17 protein-coding genes are annotated in these 16,408 nt (G+C 73.4%); 11 read left to right on the forward strand and 6 right to left on the reverse strand.

The genetic code is table 11. The features are described 5' to 3' along the window. Positions 1 to 50 precede the first annotated feature (50 nt). The 5 genes from ACFU7Z_RS06735 (at position 51) to ACFU7Z_RS06755 (ending at position 5,418) form a co-directional block, all read left to right on the forward strand. Positions 51 to 1,991 (forward strand): helix-turn-helix domain-containing protein, encoded by a 1,941-nt coding sequence (locus ACFU7Z_RS06735; protein WP_380737828.1) that lies wholly within the window; start codon positions 51 to 53, stop codon positions 1,989 to 1,991. 149 nt (positions 1,992 to 2,140) lie between these two features. Continuing rightward, positions 2,141 to 2,911 (forward strand): lipoyl(octanoyl) transferase LipB, encoded by a 771-nt coding sequence (gene lipB, locus ACFU7Z_RS06740; protein WP_380776689.1) that lies wholly within the window; start codon positions 2,141 to 2,143, stop codon positions 2,909 to 2,911. A gap of 228 nt (positions 2,912 to 3,139) precedes the next feature. Next, positions 3,140 to 4,093, forward strand: coding sequence for a lipoyl synthase (gene lipA, locus ACFU7Z_RS06745; protein ID WP_049656812.1), 954 nt, complete (start codon positions 3,140 to 3,142; stop codon positions 4,091 to 4,093). Positions 4,094 to 4,385: 292 nt separating this feature from the next. Further along, positions 4,386 to 4,619, forward strand: coding sequence for a hypothetical protein (locus tag ACFU7Z_RS06750; protein WP_117487469.1), 234 nt, complete (start codon positions 4,386 to 4,388; stop codon positions 4,617 to 4,619). A 109-nt stretch (positions 4,620 to 4,728) separates the two neighbouring features. Beyond that, positions 4,729 to 5,418 carry a DUF4191 domain-containing protein gene (locus tag ACFU7Z_RS06755; RefSeq protein ID WP_049656816.1) on the forward strand — a complete coding sequence of 230 codons (690 nt, stop codon included), beginning with the start codon at positions 4,729 to 4,731 and terminating at the stop codon, positions 5,416 to 5,418. Positions 5,419 to 5,521: 103 nt separating this feature from the next. Here ACFU7Z_RS06755 and ACFU7Z_RS06760 read toward each other — a convergent pair whose 3' ends face one another. Then, on the reverse strand, positions 5,522 to 5,989 hold the full coding sequence (locus tag ACFU7Z_RS06760; protein ID WP_074000874.1) for an RDD family protein: 468 nt from the start codon (positions 5,987 to 5,989) through the stop codon (positions 5,522 to 5,524). Positions 5,990 to 6,264: 275 nt separating this feature from the next. Between ACFU7Z_RS06760 and glnA the strand changes: the two genes are divergently transcribed. Both glnA and ACFU7Z_RS06770 read left to right on the forward strand, forming a co-directional pair. Then, positions 6,265 to 7,677 carry a type I glutamate--ammonia ligase gene (gene glnA, locus ACFU7Z_RS06765; protein WP_049656821.1) on the forward strand — a complete coding sequence of 471 codons (1,413 nt, stop codon included), beginning with the start codon at positions 6,265 to 6,267 and terminating at the stop codon, positions 7,675 to 7,677. A 123-nt stretch (positions 7,678 to 7,800) separates the two neighbouring features. Continuing rightward, entirely contained in the window at positions 7,801 to 8,424 is a 624-nt protein-coding gene (locus ACFU7Z_RS06770) for an exonuclease (protein WP_380776679.1), read from the forward strand. Here ACFU7Z_RS06770 and ACFU7Z_RS06775 read toward each other — a convergent pair. Together ACFU7Z_RS06775 and ACFU7Z_RS06780 are read right to left on the reverse strand one after the other, a co-directional pair. Next, positions 8,405 to 9,502, reverse strand: coding sequence for a PP2C family protein-serine/threonine phosphatase (locus ACFU7Z_RS06775; protein WP_159028402.1), 1,098 nt, complete (start codon positions 9,500 to 9,502; stop codon positions 8,405 to 8,407). The genes ACFU7Z_RS06770 and ACFU7Z_RS06775 overlap by 20 nt on opposite strands. A gap of 158 nt (positions 9,503 to 9,660) precedes the next feature. Continuing rightward, positions 9,661 to 10,887 carry a cytochrome P450 gene (locus ACFU7Z_RS06780; RefSeq protein ID WP_380776681.1) on the reverse strand — a complete coding sequence of 409 codons (1,227 nt, stop codon included), beginning with the start codon at positions 10,885 to 10,887 and terminating at the stop codon, positions 9,661 to 9,663. A gap of 169 nt (positions 10,888 to 11,056) precedes the next feature. On the opposite strand from ACFU7Z_RS06780, the gene ACFU7Z_RS06785 reads away from it, so the two are divergent. After that, positions 11,057 to 11,413 carry an arsenate reductase family protein gene (locus ACFU7Z_RS06785; protein ID WP_380776683.1) on the forward strand — a complete coding sequence of 119 codons (357 nt, stop codon included), beginning with the start codon at positions 11,057 to 11,059 and terminating at the stop codon, positions 11,411 to 11,413. Positions 11,414 to 11,482: 69 nt separating this feature from the next. Here ACFU7Z_RS06785 and ACFU7Z_RS06790 read toward each other — a convergent pair whose 3' ends face one another. After that, positions 11,483 to 11,953 (reverse strand): pyridoxamine 5'-phosphate oxidase family protein, encoded by a 471-nt coding sequence (locus ACFU7Z_RS06790; RefSeq protein WP_117487476.1) that lies wholly within the window; start codon positions 11,951 to 11,953, stop codon positions 11,483 to 11,485. A gap of 157 nt (positions 11,954 to 12,110) precedes the next feature. On the opposite strand from ACFU7Z_RS06790, the gene ACFU7Z_RS06795 reads away from it, so the two are divergent. Both ACFU7Z_RS06795 and ACFU7Z_RS06800 read left to right on the forward strand, forming a co-directional pair. Further along, a complete protein-coding gene (locus ACFU7Z_RS06795; protein ID WP_074000869.1) occupies positions 12,111 to 12,659 on the forward strand; it encodes a DUF1697 domain-containing protein in 549 nt (182 codons plus the stop codon). A 202-nt stretch (positions 12,660 to 12,861) separates the two neighbouring features. Continuing rightward, positions 12,862 to 13,425 carry an FHA domain-containing protein gene (locus ACFU7Z_RS06800; protein WP_380776685.1) on the forward strand — a complete coding sequence of 188 codons (564 nt, stop codon included), beginning with the start codon at positions 12,862 to 12,864 and terminating at the stop codon, positions 13,423 to 13,425. Positions 13,426 to 13,464: 39 nt separating this feature from the next. Here the strand turns inward: ACFU7Z_RS06800 and ACFU7Z_RS06805 are convergent, their stop codons facing one another. Further along, positions 13,465 to 14,427 carry a DUF1152 domain-containing protein gene (locus ACFU7Z_RS06805; RefSeq protein WP_074000867.1) on the reverse strand — a complete coding sequence of 321 codons (963 nt, stop codon included), beginning with the start codon at positions 14,425 to 14,427 and terminating at the stop codon, positions 13,465 to 13,467. 97 nt (positions 14,428 to 14,524) lie between these two features. Between ACFU7Z_RS06805 and ACFU7Z_RS06810 the strand changes: the two genes are divergently transcribed. Next, positions 14,525 to 15,118, forward strand: coding sequence for a DUF6891 domain-containing protein (locus ACFU7Z_RS06810; protein WP_380737860.1), 594 nt, complete (start codon positions 14,525 to 14,527; stop codon positions 15,116 to 15,118). Between the two features lie 177 nt (positions 15,119 to 15,295). Here ACFU7Z_RS06810 and ACFU7Z_RS06815 read toward each other — a convergent pair whose 3' ends face one another. Further along, positions 15,296 to 16,144, reverse strand: coding sequence for a hemerythrin domain-containing protein (locus ACFU7Z_RS06815; RefSeq protein WP_380776687.1), 849 nt, complete (start codon positions 16,142 to 16,144; stop codon positions 15,296 to 15,298). Positions 16,145 to 16,408: the final 264 nt, after the last annotated feature.

Below are 16,408 nucleotides of genomic sequence, written 5' to 3' on the forward strand. Positions count from 1 at the left end.
TCTCGCTTTCTCGGAACCGACGGAACCGACGCCGATTGGCAGCACGCACCATGAACCACCCTCAGGAAAGCGCCGCGCCCGCGCTGCGGCGACTGCTCGACCTGCTCGCCTCCGGCGCCGCCACCGAGGACTTCGCCGACGTGCTGGCCGACGCCCGCCGCCGCGGGGCGCCGGCCGCCGTCCTCGCCGAGATCGACGACGCCACCTGGCAGGCCCTGCGGGTCCACCGCACCCTGCGTCAACACCGGCGCCGCGAAGCCGAGTTGACCGCCCTGTTCGACACCGCCGGGGACCTCGCCGCCTCCCGGGACCTGGACACCGTGCTCCAGGCGATCGTCCGCCGGGCCCGGATGCTGCTCGGCACCGACACCGCCTACCTGACCCTGCCGGACGAGGCCGCCGGGGACACCTACATGCGGGTCACCGACGGCTCGGTCTCCGTCCTGTTCCAGACCCTGCGGCTCAGCCTCGGCCACGGCCTGGGCGGGCTGGTCGCCCAGACCGCCCGCCCGTACGCCACCCCCGACTACCGCACCGACGAGCGCTTCCACCACACCGGCACGATCGACGCGGGCGTGCTGGACGAGGGCCTGGTGGCGATCATCGGGGTGCCGCTGCTGCTCGGCGGGCAGGTCATCGGCGTCCTGTTCGCCGCCGACCGCTCGCCGCGCGCCTTCTCCCCCGACGAGGTCGCGCTGCTCTGCTCGCTGGCCGCGCACGCCGCGATCGCCCTGGACACCGCCAAGTCGCTGGCCGACACCCGGGCCGCGCTCGCCGAGCTGAACGCCGCCAACGAGCTGGTCCGGGCCCACTCCGCCGCCGTCCAGCGCGCCGAGCAGGCCCACGACCGGCTCACCGACCTGGTGCTGCGCGGCGCCGAGGTGCCGGACGTCGCCGCCGCCGTCGCCGCCCTGCTGGGCGGGGAGATAGCGGTCCTGGACGCCGAGGGCGAGCCGCTGGCCGGACGCTCCGCCCCCGCCGCCGAACTGGCCGAGGCGGTCGCCGCCTCCCGCGCCGAGGGCCGGTCCGTACGCCACCGCGAGCAGTGGGTCTGCGCGGTGCTGGCCGGGCACGACGCGCTCGGCACCATGGTGCTGCGCGGCCGCCCCGACCTCGACGACGCCGATCGGCGGCTGTTCGAGCGGGCCAGCGTGGTCACCGCCCTGCTCCTGCTGCTGCGCCGCTCCGTCGCCGAGACCGAGAACCGGATCCGCGGCGACCTGCTCACCGACCTGCTGACCGCCCCCGAGCGCGACCCGGCCGGGCTCACCGCCCGCGGCCGCCGGCTCGGCGTCGACCTCGCCCGGCCGCACCTGGTGCTGGTCGCGGAGCCGGCCGACGGGAAGACCGACGAGCGCGGACGGCTGGCCGGGGCGGCCCGGCGCTACCTGTTCGGCTCCCGGGGCGTCAGCGCCGAGCACGCCGAGACGGTGGTGCTGCTGACGCCCGTCGAGAGCGGCAGCGGCGGCAGTGGCAGCGGCGGCGCGGTCGGCGCCGGCGATCCCGAGGAGACCGCCCGACAGGCCGCCGAACGGCTGGCCCGGCTGGCCGGGTTCCCGGTCACCGTCGGCGCGGGCCGCCCGGCCGCCGGGCCGTCCGCGCTGGCCGCCTCCTACGGCGAGGGCCTGCGCTGCCTCCGGGCCCTGCGGGTGCTCGGCCGGGCCGGGGAGGGCGCCTCCGCCCGGGCGCTCGGCTTCCTCGGCGTGCTGCTCGGCGACGGCCACGACGTGGACGGCTTCGTCGGCGCGACGCTCGGCCCGCTGCTGGCCTACGACGCCCGGCGCGGCACCGAGCTGGTCCGCACCCTGCGCGCCTACTTCGACTGCGGCGGCAGCCTGACCAGGGCCAAGGACGAGCTGCACGTCCACGTGAACACCGTGGTCCAGCGGCTGGACCGGGTCGAGGCGCTGCTCGGGCGGGACTGGAACCAGCCGGAGCGGTCGCTGGAGCTCCAGCTCGCGCTGCGGCTGCAGCTGCTCGCGGGGGGCTGAGCGGGGGCGGGGTAGGGCTCGGGCTGGGCGGGGCCGCTGCCCGCAGGCGGCTGAAGGGGTTCGGACGGGCTGGGCGTACAGTGGCGAGGTTGGTCTCGAACGCCTGGCAAGGAGCGGCAGCGGTGAGCGAGAACGTGCGTTTTGTTCGCATGGGCATAGGTGAGCGGACCGTGCCCTACCAGGAGGCCTGGGAGGAGCAGCAGCGGCTGCACGCGCTGCGGGTCGCGGACGAGATCCCCGACACCGTCCTGCTCCTGGAGCACCAGTCGGTGTATACCATGGGCAAGCGCACCAACCCCGCCGACCTGCCGCTGGACGGCACCCCGGTGGTCGAGGTCAACCGCGGCGGGGAGATCACCTGGCACGGCCCCGGCCAGCTGGTCGGCTACCCGATCGTCAAGCTGCCCGACCCGATCGACGTCATCGCCTACGTCCGCCGGCTGGAGGAGGCGCTGATCCGCACCGCCGGCGAGTTCGGCATCGACTCCACCCGGGTCGAGGGCCGCAGCGGGGTCTGGGTGCTGGGCGAGTCCATCCCGGACGCCGTGGTGGACCCGGCGCAGGTCGTGGACATCGGCAAGCTGACCCTGCGGATGGGCCTGCCCCTGGGCATCGACCCGCGCCTGGCCGGCCCCGAGTACGCCCCCTCCAACGCCGGCCAGCGCGGGGACGACCGCAAGCTCGCCGCGATCGGCGTGCGGGTCGCCCGCGGGGTCACCATGCACGGCTTCGCGCTCAACTGCGACCCGGACATGACCTGGTTCGACAAGATCGTGCCGTGCGGCATCCGGGACGCGGGCGTCGCCTCGCTCACCGGCGAGCTGCGGCGCGGGCTGTCCGCCGCCGAGGCGGCACCGGTGGTCGAGCGGCACCTGGCGGCCGTCCTCGCCGAGCTGCCGGATCCGGCGCTCAGCCGCTGAGCCCCGCCGCCCGGCTCCGGCGCACCGCCGAGCACCTGCCCTGATGTGTCCTGGCGGCCCGATGGCCGTCTACTCATGTCCTGACGGCCGTCGGAAATCCCGGCGGCCGCTGGGAATCTACCGACCGGTAGCCATGTTGCCCTGCGATTGCAGGGCAACAGGCCCGACGAAGGCCGTACAACCACAGGCGTACCCTGGGGGTACCCCGTCTAGTTCTAGGAGTCGCACGTGTCCGCTGTCGCGCCCGACGGCAGGAAGCTGCTCCGCCTGGAGGTCCGCAACAGCGAGACCCCCATCGAGCGGAAGCCCGAGTGGATCAAGACCCGCGCGAAGATGGGCCCGGAGTACAACGCCCTCCAGTCGCTGGTGAAGAAGGAGGGGCTGCACACGGTCTGCCAGGAGGCCGGCTGCCCCAACATCTTCGAGTGCTGGGAGGACCGCGAGGCGACCTTCCTCATCGGCGGTGACCAGTGCACCCGCCGCTGCGACTTCTGTCAGATCGACACCGGCAAGCCCGCCGAGTTCGACCGCGACGAGCCGCGCCGGGTCGCCGAGTCCATCGTCACCATGGACCTCAACTACGCCACCATCACCGGCGTCGCCCGCGACGACCTGGAGGACGGCGGCGCCTGGCTGTACGCCGAGACCGTGCGCCAGGTGCACGCGATGACCGCCGACCGCGCGGCCGGCCGCACCGGCGTCGAGCTGCTCATCCCCGACTTCAACGCGGTGCCCGAGCAGCTGGCCGAGGTCTTCTCCTCCCGCCCCGAGGTGCTCGCGCACAACGTCGAGACGGTGCCGCGGATCTTCAAGCGGATCCGCCCGGCCTTCCGCTACGAGCGCTCGCTGGACGTCATCACCCAGGCCCGCGCGGCCGGGCTGGTGACCAAGTCCAACCTGATCCTCGGTATGGGCGAGACCCGCGAGGAGGTCAGCCAGGCGCTGGCCGACCTGGTCGGCGCCGGCTGCGAGCTGATCACCATCACCCAGTACCTGCGCCCCTCGCTGCGCCACCACCCGGTGGAGCGCTGGGTGAAGCCGCAGGAGTTCGTCGAGCTCCAGCAGGAGGCCGAGGAGCTGGGCTTCGCGGGCGTCATGTCGGGCCCGCTGGTGCGGTCCTCGTACCGGGCCGGCCGGCTGTACCGGCAGGCGCTGGAGCGGCGCGAGCAGGCCGCGGTCTGACGGTCTCCTGACCGGTACGGTCCGATCGGGCCGGTCGGACCGTTCGGTCCGGCCGTGCCGTTCAAGCCAGGGAAAGGGCGGAGCTTCGGCTCCGCCCTTTCGGTTTCACCACGCTTTGACGGCCTGGTCACGGGCTGGTAACACGGGGTGGGGACGCTGGACGCCTGGTGAGCGTTCGATTCTTCTCGGCCACCTCGGCCACCACGGCCACCACGGCCGTCTCGGTCACCACGACCGTCTCACCCGGCTCGGCCGGCTCGACCCCCATCAGCCCGGAGAGGAGCTGTTCGGCATGCGGATGCGGATCCGATCGGTCGGAGTGGCACTGCGGTACGCCGAGAGCGTCCTGCTGGCCCCCGGCCAGCAGCACGCGCGCCGCAACGCGTGGGCGGCGGTGTGCGAGAACCGCCGGTACGCGGCGGACCGCCGGCACGACGACGCGGAGGCCGCCCGGACCACGCCGCAGCCCCTCTCCACGCCCCCGGTCCGTCCCGCGCCACGGACCCGTTCCACGCCACGGAAGTGAGCCCCCGGCGTCGCTGTGCGCGACGGCGCACCGGCGCGCGGGTCACGGTTGGGGCGAACGGGTACCCGGGCTTGGATATCCCGTACCCGTGCCACGTACCATGAGCGTTATGGCGAGGGAAACATCCGAGAACCCCGGACGGCTGAAGCAGATCCGTCTGGCGTACACCATGACCAAGAAGGTCGACACCAAGATCGGCCTGATCATCGCCGGCGTCGGCCTGCTGACCTTCGGCGTGTTCCTCGCCATCGGCTTCGCGATCGAGCATCCCGTCTACCTGGGCATCCTGGGCTTCATCGTGGCCGTGCTGGCCATGGCGATCGTCTTCGGGCGCCGGGCCGAGCGCGCCGCGTTCGGGCAGATGGAGGGGCAGCCGGGCGCCGTCGCGGCGGTGCTGAACAACATCCGGCGCGGCTGGAGCTCCAACAGCACCCCGGTCGCGGTCACCCGTAGCCAGGACGCGGTCTACCGCGCCGTGGGCCGGGCCGGCATCGCGCTGATCGGCGAGGGCAACCCGAACCGGGTCCGCCAGCTGCTGGCCTCCGAGAAGAAGAAGATGGCCCGTGTGGTCGGCGACGTGCCGGTGCACGACATCGTGGTGGGCAACGGCGAGGGCGAGATCCCGCTGAAGAAGCTCCAGATCCACCTGATGCGCCTGCCCCGCGCCATCACCGCCGCCCAGGTCACCGAGACCAACGACCGCCTGCGCGCGCTGGGCGACCTGCTCTCCAAGGCGCCGATCCCCAAGGGTCCGATGCCGAAGGGCGCCCGGATGCCCAAGGGCGGCCAGGCCCGCTGACCCCTCCCCCGCCCCTCACGACACGAGAACGGCCCCGCTGAATCCTCAGCGGGGCCGTTTCGGCGTCGTCCGGCGTCCGGCGCCTAATCCTGTCCAGACCGTGCTAGATCCGGACCTCGACGGTGCCGACCGCCTTGTCGTGCAGGCCGCGGGTGTCGCGGTCCCAGACCAGCGGCGGCACCACCAGGCAGAGCAGCAGGGTGCGCAGCAGGACCTGCGGGATGGTCGCGCGGCGTCCGTCCAGCCGGACCACCCGGAGGCCGAACAGCCGCTTGCCGACCGTCGTGCCGGTGGTGGACAGCATCAGGGCCGCGACGAGGAAGTACAGCGGGCTGGTCCACAGGTTGGCCTCGGCCTGGTCGCCGCGGGCGATCAGCCCGTACGAGATCAGGGCGACGAGCCAGCCGTCCACGAACAGCGCGCCGATCCGGCGGCCGGGGCCGGCGATCGAGCCGGGGCCCTCCTTGGGCAGCCCGAGGCGCTCGCCGCGGTGGCCGAAGTCGGCGCCCATCTTCTCGGCGGCCGCCCGGGGGCCGTCGATCCACGATCCCAACGCTTCTCTGGTGTCCACGAATCCACACTAACCGGGCTGACGGGTCGCACCGCCACCGGCTCCCCTCCGGCCGGGGCATCACCCCCGACCGGGTGAATCGTCATCCCGGCGCCCTTCCAAGTGGTCCAGACCACTTGCGGAAGGGTGCGCAGCTGGGCGGGGCGATTTGTACCGTCCCGTACATCTTTGCCGCCCGCGAGGTGACCGTGGTTAACATCTAGGAAACGAGCGGGTCACCGGCTGGAAACGACCCATTCCTATGGTGAGCCCAATTCGCACGCCGAGGAGGATGGATGTTCAACAACGCCGCCGAAGTGAAGCAGTACATCCAGGACAACGACGTGAAGTTCGTCGACGTCCGGTTCTGCGACCTGCCGGGCGTCTTGCAGCACTTCTCCGTACCTGCGGCGACCTTCGACCCGTCCGAGATCCTGATGTTCGACGGCTCGTCGATCCGCGGCTTCCAGGCCATCCACGAGTCCGACATGGCCCTGGTGCCGGACCTCGCCACCGCCCGCCTCGACCCCTTCCGGGCCGAGAAGCACCTCAACATCAACTTCTTCATCCAGGACCCGGTCACCGGCGAGGCCTACAGCCGCGACCCGCGCAACGTCGCCAGGAAGGCCGAGGCCTACCTGGCCTCCTCCGGCATCGCCGACACCGCGTACTTCGGGCCCGAGGCCGAGTTCTACGTCTTCGACTCGGTCCGCTTCGAGACCAGCGCCAACGCGTCCTTCTACCACATCGACTCGGAGGCCGGCGCCTGGAACAGCGGCGCCGCCGAGGGCGACGTGCGCGGCTACAAGGTCAAGTACAAGGGCGGCTACTTCCCCGTCCCGCCGGTCGACCACTTCGCCGACCTGCGCGCCGAGATGTCGCTGGAGCTCGCCAAGGCCGGACTGGAGGTCGAGCGCCAGCACCACGAGGTCGGCACCGCCGGCCAGGCCGAGATCAACTACAAGTTCAACACCCTGCTGCACGCCGCCGACGACCTGATGCTGTTCAAGTACATCATCAAGAACGTCGCCTGGCGGAACGGCAAGACCGCCACCTTCATGCCGAAGCCGATCTTCGGCGACAACGGCTCCGGCATGCACGTCCACCAGTCCCTGTGGACCGAGGGCTCGCCGCTCTTCTACGACGAGCAGGGCTACGCCGGACTCTCCGACACCGCCCGCTACTACATCGGCGGCCTGCTGCGGCACGCCCCCTCGCTGCTGGCCTTCACCAACCCCTCGGTGAACTCCTACCACCGCCTGGTGCCGGGCTTCGAGGCGCCGGTCAACCTGGTCTACTCGCAGCGCAACCGCTCCGCCGCGATCCGCATCCCGATCACCGGCTCCAACGCCAAGGCCAAGCGCATCGAGTTCCGCGCCCCGGACCCGGCCTCCAACCCCTACCTGGCCTTCGCCGCCATGCTGATGGCCGGCCTCGACGGCATCCGCAACAAGATCGAGCCGCTGGAGCCCGTCGACAAGGACCTCTACGAGCTGGCCCCCGAGGAGCACGCCAACGTCCCCCAGGTCCCCTCCTCCCTCCCCGCCGTCCTGGAGGCCCTGGAAGCCGACCACGAGTACCTCCTCGCCGGCAACGTCTTCACCCCGGACCTCATCGAGACCTGGATCGACTACAAGCGCACCAACGAGATCGCCCCGATCGCCCTCCGCCCCCACCCCCACGAGTTCGAGCTCTACTACGACCTGTAGGACCCTCGTCGGCCCTCGGGTGCGGAACAGGGACCGGTGCCGGGCGGCGCCGGTCCCTTTCGGTTGTGAGGGGGCGGCCGGTGGGGTGGGAAACGGGGTTGCGGGGGTGGGTTGGATGGGGGGATGGGACGCAGGGTGAAGGTGACGCCGACGGTGTACGTGTCGGTGGACGTGGAGGCGGACGGGCCGATCCCGGGGCCGTACTCGATGGTGAGCTTCGGGGCGGTGGTGGCCGGGTGGCACGACGGGGAGGGGTTCCGGCGGGCGGGGGCGGGCGGGGCGGGGTTCTACCGGGAGCTGCGGCCGATCAGTGCGGAGTACGTCCCGGAGGCGCTGGCGGTGTCGGGGCTGGACCGGGCGGCGCTGGAGGCTGACGGGGCCGATCCGGCGGCGGCGATGCGGGAGTTCGGCCGCTGGGTGGAGGGGGTGCGGGGCGGGCCGGGCGGGCGGCGGTACCGGCCGGTGATGGTGGGCTACCCCGCCGTGTACGACTGGCAGTTCCTCTACTGGTACCTGGTGCGGTTCACCGGCTCCAGCCCGTTCGGGCACTCCGGCTGCCTGGACCTGAAGACGCTGTACGCGGCGCGCGCCGGGGTGCCGTTCGCCGGGATCGGGAAGCGGTCGATGCCGCCGGAGCTGCTGCCGGACCTGCCCCATACGCACCACGCGCTGGACGACGCCCGGGAGCAGGCGGAGCTGTTCGCGAACCTCTGGGAGTGGGACGGGGCTACGGGGTGTCCGGGGTGAGGGCGAGGACGGCGAGGTCGTCGGCGAGGAGGCCGGCGTAGCGGTGGACGTCCTGGGCCAGGAAGGAGACCACGCGGTCGGGGGCGGTGGTGCCGAGGGCGGCGAGGCGGGGGGCCAGCGGGTAGAAGGCGCCGGTGGTGTCGCGGGCCTCGCTGACGCCGTCGGTGTAGAGCAGGACGGTGTGGCCCGGGGGCAGCGCGACGGCGATCGCCTTGCTGCGCTCGTCGGCGGGGCCGAGGTGGCCCAGGCCGAGCGGGAGCTCGTCGGCGCAGGACACCGGGGATATGCCCCCGCCGCCGAGGAGCAGCGGGGTGGTGTGGCCGCGGTTGACGATCTCCACGCAGTCCGAGCCGGGCCGGTACTGGAGCAGGACGGCGGTGGCGAACAGTTCGTCGTCGCCGCGGTCGGCGGCGTCGCGCAGCACCGCGCGGTCCAGCTGGTCGGCGAGGTCGACCAGCCCGGGGGTGTCGTACGCGGCCGCCCGGAACGCGCCGAGGACGTCGGCGACGGTGCGGACCGCGGCCAGGCCCTTGCCCCGGACGTCGCCGAGCAGCACCCGCACGCCGAAGCGGGTGTCGCACACCTCGTACAGGTCGCCGCCGACCAGGACGTCGGCCTGGGCCGGGCGGTAGAGGCCGGCCACCCGCAGCCCGCCGGCCCGCTCGGGCACCGGGCGCAGCACGGTGCGCTGCAGGGTCTCGGCGACCGTACGGGCCTGGAGCAGGTTGCGGTTCTGCCGGGTGCGCTGCCAGGACAGGGCGGTGCCCATGACGCCGGAGAGCAGGGTGGCGATGTAGACCCAGACGTGGTGCTGCTCGTCGACGTGGTCCGCGCGCAGCGCCAGGACGAGCTGGAGGCCCAGGGAGCCGGCCGTGGTGACGGCGGTCAGCACCGGGCCGTAGCTGAACGCGGCCACCACGGGCAGCGCGGTCAGCAGGAAGCCGGCGGCGACGGCGTCCGGGACGACGGCCTCGGCGACCAGGTCCAGCACCAGCAGGAGCACCGGCAGCCAGGGCACCCACCGCGGCGCCTTGGGCTCCAGCGCCGCGGGACGCGGCGGGCGGGGTGCTGTTCGCACGGCGGGACCTCCTGGCAGGCGGCCGTTCCGGGCGATCCGCCCGGATTGGCCGGTTTGGTCCCTCCATGCTCTCCCACGGACGACCCTGCCACGAATGGCCGAACGTCCCGGTCCCCGGGGCCGGAGGAGCCAAATCCCCGGCCCCCGGGAGCGGAGCGTCAGCGGACGGTCACCGGCAGCGTCTCGTAGCCGCGCAGCACCAGGCGGTCGCGCCGGGTCGGCACGCCGCCCGGGGCGAGCCGGGGGAAGCGGTCGAGCAGGGCGGGCACCGCGACCTCGGCCTCCATCCGGGCCAGCTGGGAGCCCAGGCAGAAGTGGGTGCCGCCGCCGAAGCTGAGCGGCTGGCTGTCGGTGCGGGTCGGGTCGAACACCTCGGGGTGCTCGTAGCGGTCCGGGTCGTGGTTGGCCGAGCCGATCAGCAGGGTCAGCCCGCTGCCGGGCGGGATCGGCAGGCCCTCGACGACCAGGCCCGGCTCCAGCGCGACCCGCCCGGTGGCCTGGACCGGGGCGTCGAACCGCAGCACCTCGTCGGTGAACCCGGCCGGGGTGATCGTGCCGCTGCGCAGCCCGGCGGCCGCCTCGGGGTGGCGGAACAGCAGGGCCAGGCCGTTGCCGAGCAGGTTGGTGGTGGTCTCGAAGCCGGCCACCAGCAGCAGCACCAGGTTGGCCAGCAGCTCCCGGGCGGAGAGCCGCTCGTCGTCGGCGGCGGCGATCCGGGCCAGGTCGGTGACCAGGTCGTCCTGCGGGCGGGCCAGGCGCTCGGCGGCCAGCTCGGTGAAGTAGCCGGCCAGCTCGTCGGCGGCCTCGTCGGCGGCGGCCAGCCCGTCCAGGTCCTGCATGATCTCCAGCGCGACGGTCAGGTCGGAGGTGAGGCCGCGGAAGCGGTAGCGGTCCTGCTCGGGGACGCCGAGCAGCTCGCAGATCACCCCGACCGGCAGCCGGAAGGCGAAGGCGTCCATGAAGTCCACCGGCGAGCCGTCGGCGCCCTGCTCGGCCATCCCGTCCAGCAGCCGGCCGACCGCCGCCTCCACGGCCGGGCGCAGCGCGGCCACCCGGCGGGCGGTGAACACCGAGGCGATCAGCGAGCGGACCCGCGGCTGGTCGGGGGCGTTGCGCTGGAGGATCGAGCGGCCGAGCAGGGCGAGCGAGGAGTGCGCGGCGTACTCGGTCATCTCGGCGGTCGCGACGCCGAAGGCGGGCGTGCGCAGCACCTTCTTGACCGCCGCGTAGCCGCTCACCACGAACATGCCGTCCCCGGCCGGGGCCACCGGGCCCAGCTCGCGGGCCTTCGCGTACAACGGGTACGGATCGGTCCTGACCTCCGTGGTCATCAGCTGTTCGATGATCGCCGCGCCGTCCATCCGCTGCTCCCCTCCCGAGCTCACGCTTCCTGACCGGTCAACTGCCGGTGGGCGGGGCGGAGTTCCCGTACGGAACGGATCGCGCGCGGCGGCCCGGGACGGAACCGGGGGCGGGGACGGGCAGGGGCGGAAGCGGGCGGGCGCGCGCGGCGGCTGCCGGGGCGGGCGCGGGCGGCTCGGTAGGGTGGCCGGCATGGAGATCTGGATCAACCCCCGGTGCGGCAAGTGCCGGACCGCGCTCGGCGCGCTGGACGGCGCCGGGGTCGAGTACACCGTACGGCGCTACCTGGAGGATCCGCCGACCGCGGCCGAGCTGGTGCGGGTGCTGGAGCGCCTGGGCCTGGAGCCGTGGGACATCACCCGCATCGACGAGCAGGCCGCGAAGGACCTGGGGATGAAGGGCTGGCCCCGGGAGGAGGGTTCGCGCGACCGCTGGATCGCGGCGATGGCCGAGCACCCGATCCTGATCCAGCGCCCGATCATCACCGCGGACGACGGGCACGCCGTCGTGGCCCGCACCCCGGACGCGCTCAAGTCCGTTCTGCCGTAGGGCGGTTGCAGCCCACCCGGCAGACCCGGCCGACTCATCCGGGTCGGCCGGGTCATCCGGGTCGGCCGGTCAGTGGACCTGGATCCGCTCCACCGGCCGGCCGGGGTGCCAGTTGAAGACGAGCAGGTGGTCGCCCTCCAGGGCGGTGTGCACCACCTGGTCGAGCTCCAGCCGGAAGGCGTGGAACGGGGTGGGCGGCGGCTCGGGCAGATCGGCGGCGAAGGCGGCGAGTTCAGTCTCGTCGGTGACCTCCACCGCCCGGCCCGAGACCTTGGAGTCCCCGCCGGCCATGGTCTCGTCCCCCGGGTGCGCGTGCAGCGCGAAGCGGGCGTCGCGCTGGAGCTCACGCGCCTTGACCGCGCCGTACATCGACCCGATCCACAGGTCGGCGCCGACGAACTCGACCTCCGTCCCGCTCACCCGGGGCGATCCGTCCTTGCGCAGCGTCGCCAGGACGTGGTGCTTGTTCGCCTCGAACCGGGCCCGGACCAGGGGCGCCAGGTCGGGGGCCTCGTGCTCGAAATCCTGCCAGGTAGCCATGGCGCCAGTCTGGCACCCGGCACCGACAACCGCCGGGCGCGGACGACCGGACGGGCAGGGGCGGTCGGGCGGATGCGGGGCAGGGACGGCGGGCCGGTCGGGGGCGGCGGGCCGGGAGCGCCGGGCCGCTGTCGGTGGCCGGTGCCAGACTGGCCGGGTGACCACCACGACCACGTACATCGCCTTCCTGCGGGCCATCAACGTCGGCGGCCGGACGGTGCGGATGGAGCGGCTGCGGGCGCTCTTCGCCGAGCTCGGGTTGGGGAACGTCCGCTCCTACATCCAGAGCGGCAACGTCTTCTTCACCACCGCCGAGCCGGACCGCGCCGCGCTGACCGGGCGGATCGAGGAGCACCTGGAGCAGGCGCTCGGGTACCCGGTGCCGGTGCTGCTGCGGACGGTGGACGAGGTGGCCGACCTGCTGGCCGCCGAGCCGTTCCGGGGCGTCGAGGTGACGCCGGACGTCCGGCTGGTCGTCGCCTTCCTCTCCGAGCCGCTGCCCGCCGAACTCGCCCTCCCCCACCGCTCGCCGAAGGGCGACGTCGAGGTGATCGGCGCCGGTCCGGGGGCCGCCTACGTGGTGGTCCACCTCCGGGACGGCAAGTGGGTCACCAAGGAGATGTTCGGCAAGGCCTACCGGGGCGCGGTCACCTCCCGGTTCCTGCACACCACGGAGAAGATCCTGGCCGCCGCCCGCAAGGCCTGACGGCCCGTACGGCAGCCGGGGACGGCCCGGACGGCAGCCGGGGTCCGTCGGTACGGCGCCCCGGAACGGCCCGTACGGCACACCGCAAACGCGCGGAACCGCCCGGCCGGAAAGGGCGTCTGGACTGCCGTGACGTACGAACCCCGCGCCCGCGCCCGGCGTGATCTGGACAGCCGGAATCGGCCGCGCGGACAATGTGGCCATGACGCCTCCTGAGCTCCCCGCCGGCACGGCCGGGCCGACCGGCGCGGTCCGGCCCTCCGACGCCGAGCGGGAGGAGGCGCTCGGGGTGCTGCGGGACGGCGCGGGCAGCGGGCGGCTCTCGCACGACACCTTCCTCGGCCGGATGGACATCGTCCTCCGGGCCACCAGCCGCGGCGAGTTGGACGCGGCGGTGGCCGGACTGCCGACCGGCGGGCCGGTCGAGCGGTTCGTGTTGCGGACGGTCGGGCGGATCTCCGCCTTCGGCGACCGGCTGGGCAAGGCCTGGCGCACCGAGCGGCTGCCGGGGCTGAGCCTGCCGCACTCCGGGGCCGGGAAGTTGACGATCGGCCGGCTCCCCGGCTCGGGGCTGCGGCTGCACGACCCCTCGGTGTCCCGGAACCACGCCGAACTGCGGCACGAACGGGACGGCTGGATGCTGTACGACCTCGGCTCGACCAACGGCACCCATGTGAACGGGCGCCGGATAGCGGGCGGCGTCCGGGTCCGGCCCGGCGACCAGGTGCGGTTCGGGAACCTGGAGTTCCGGCTCGCCCCACTCTGACCGGCCCGCCCCCGGCCCCGCCCGCCCAGGCGCCCCGGGTCAGTGCGGGAACTGCCGGGGCGGCCGCTGACGCGGCAGCTCGTCCTGGAACTCCGCGATGACGGTGGCGATCTGGCGGGTCACCACGGTGTTCTCCAGCCGGTCCAGGTACCGGTGCTCGGCGGCCAGCGCCTCGACCGTGACGCCGAAGTAGAGCGTCATCAGCGGATTGATGAAGAGCTGCTCGCCCTTGGTCCGCTCGGTGAAGCGGACGTCGCCGAACTCGCCGCGCAGCGCCGCCGCCACCGAGCCGTTGACGATGCTGGGGTGTTCCGGGAAGGCGGCCCGGGCGTGCTCGACGGCGTCCAGGTAGAGCACCCCCTCCCGGCTGTCGCGCGGGACGGAGAAGGCACCGAGGTAGCCGCCGGCCCGGTCGATCGCGGCGAGGTTCTCCAGCACCAGGGAGTGGTTGACGCCGTGGTGGGCGTCGATGCCGAAGCCGAGGCAGGCGACCAGCCGCTCGGGCACCTCGTCCAGGCCGGCCACCGCGCCCAGGCTCGCCATGTCCTCCTCCGGGGTGCCGAGTCCGGCCTCGTCGCCGCGCATCAGGATGTCGGTGCCGCCGTCCACCAGCAGGACCGCGTCCACGCCCAGGCGGCCGACCAGCGCGCGGTAGGCCTCGCGCAGCGGCTGCACACCCACCGACGGGAAGGCCCACACGGTGTCGGGCATGCCGTGCCGGTTCAGCCAGCGGGCCAGGGTGCGCTCCGGGAAGTAGCCCTCGGGGGCGGCGGTGTCCGGTCCGATCCGGGCCACGTCGGACTCCGCCCAGACGTCGAGCGGCAGGCCGTAGAGGTGGGAGAAGGAGAGGTTGGCCAGGTGCACCTCCTTTCCCGCGGCCCGCAGGGCGAGGGCGATCGGCAGCCCGGCGTACACGTCGAATCCGCCGCCGGCTCCGGCGATCAGGATGCGCTCGGCGGCCAGCAGCCGGGTGAGCAGCGGTGGTTGCAGCAGGGAGGTCACCGGCGGGACGGTAGCAGGACGGCGGCCCGCGGCGAAGCGCCGGTCTCCGCCCCCGCGCCCGGCCGTCGGTGTCGGTGGCGGGTGCGAGGATGCGGGCATGACCGAGGAGACGGTTCTCACCCCCGACGTGCTGCGCGAAGTCCAGGAGCGGGCAAGCGAGTTGATCCGGTGCGGCTTCCAGGAGCCGGACGAGATAGCCGAGTCCCTGGTCGAGGACCTCGACGACCAGGGGCTGACGCAGGAGGAGGCGGAGCGGATCGTCGCTCCGCTGTGGGCCGCGCGGCTGGCCGAGCAGGCGGCCTGGCCGGAGACCACCGACGTGGACCGGCTGGCGGACGCCTTCGACGCGCTGGAGGACCAGGGCATCGTCGCGGCGATGGACTTCACCTGCTGCGCGGGCTGCGGCTACGCGGAGATCGGTGGCGAGGCCGGGGAGGGCTCGGTCGGCTTCGTCTTCTTCCACCAGCAGGACACCGAGGCGGCGGCCGCCGGCCGGGGGCTGATGCTGCGCTACGGCGGGTTCCGCGCCGGGGAGGAGACGACCGAGGCCTCGGAGCGCCGGACGGCGGAGGTCGGGCGGACGGTGGTCGCCGCGCTGGAGGCCGTCGGGCTGACGGCGGAGTGGGACGGCTCGCCGCACACGGCGATCCGGGTCGCACCGCTGGAGTGGCTCAACCGCCTACCGGAGTAAGCGGCCGGGGCGGCGGGCGGGACGGCCGGCACCCGATGCTGATGGGCCCAATCCCCCTGGAAATACCGAGAGTTGGGATACCAGCCAGCCCCCGGAGCCGTCGGGCATATGCCGGAGGCCCGTACCGGAGGCTCATGCCACGCGCGTAGATCAACGGCCCGCGAAGAGGCCCCGGAGTCAGTCGGCGACGCTCCCCAGACCGCCGAAGCCGAGGCCGAAGCCGGCGCCCGTGCCGGTGCCGGCGCCGGCACCGCCGACCGGACCGTCCACCGGCCCCCACAGCGGCGAGGTGCAGCGCTGGTAGGTCGCGTGCCAGTGCGGCCAGTTGCGGGCCACGTCGTCGTCGCACTCGGCCAGCAGCCGCTCGACCAGCGCGGGCTCCACGCCCTCCAGCAGCCAGGCCAGCGCGTCCGCGACGCCCGGGCCGTCGGCCAGCCGCAGCAGGTCCAGCAGCTCGCCCAGCCCGCCGAGCCGGGAGCCGTCGGCGATCACCCGCTCCATCCGGGGCAGCAGCTGCCGCTCCTCGATCCGCAGGTGGGTCTCCAGCCGGGCCGCCAGGTCCTCCATCGCGTACGCGACCGGCCAGGCGCTGCCGGTGTCCCGGCTCGCTATCCGCACCAGCGTGGTGACCCGGGTGAAGGAGTGGTCCAGGTTGTGGTGGTCGTCCTCCAGCCAGTTGAGCAGCAGTCGCAGCTCGGGCGCGAAGCGGCGCACGATCGGCCAGAGCCGGGTGTCCTGCTGCTCGTGGTGGCAGGTGAGCATGGCGGTGATGAAGTTCCAGTGCCGTAGCAGCGCCTCGCCCTTGTCGTCCTCGTCGGGCTGGAGCAGCCGCAGCGCGTTGGGCAGCCGGGCGAGGTCCCGGCGCAGCGCGGCGTGCACCAGGCGCAGGCCGGCGAACCGCGGGGTGGCCGGCTCGTCGTCCACGACCTGCCCGTACGCGTACGCGTCCCCGCCCAGCGAGTCGGCTCCGGACTGGCCCTGGGCGGGCACGGTGTGGACGGGCTGGGGCACCAGGTGGATCGGCATGGGACTCTCTTCACTGCTTGGGGCACGACGGGTGGTGGCGGCCGGTGAGGACCGCCCCAGCCAAGGTGCTCGCAGTCGATCAGAAGCGAATCAATGTCCGATTGACGCGCAGGTCACGGGGCTGCCGACGGGCGGCGGAACCGCACCGGAACCCCCCGACGAGCCCCACGGGGAAGCCGCTGGAAGGCCCGCGGGAGAACCGCGGGAAGGCCCGCGCGCAGTCACTAATTAAGAATAACCGCCGGTGACGTGAGTGTTTAAGTT

It is taken from the genome of Kitasatospora sp. NPDC057518, assembly GCF_042802075.1.
Taxonomy (GTDB): Bacteria; Actinomycetota; Actinomycetes; order Streptomycetales; family Streptomycetaceae; genus Kitasatospora.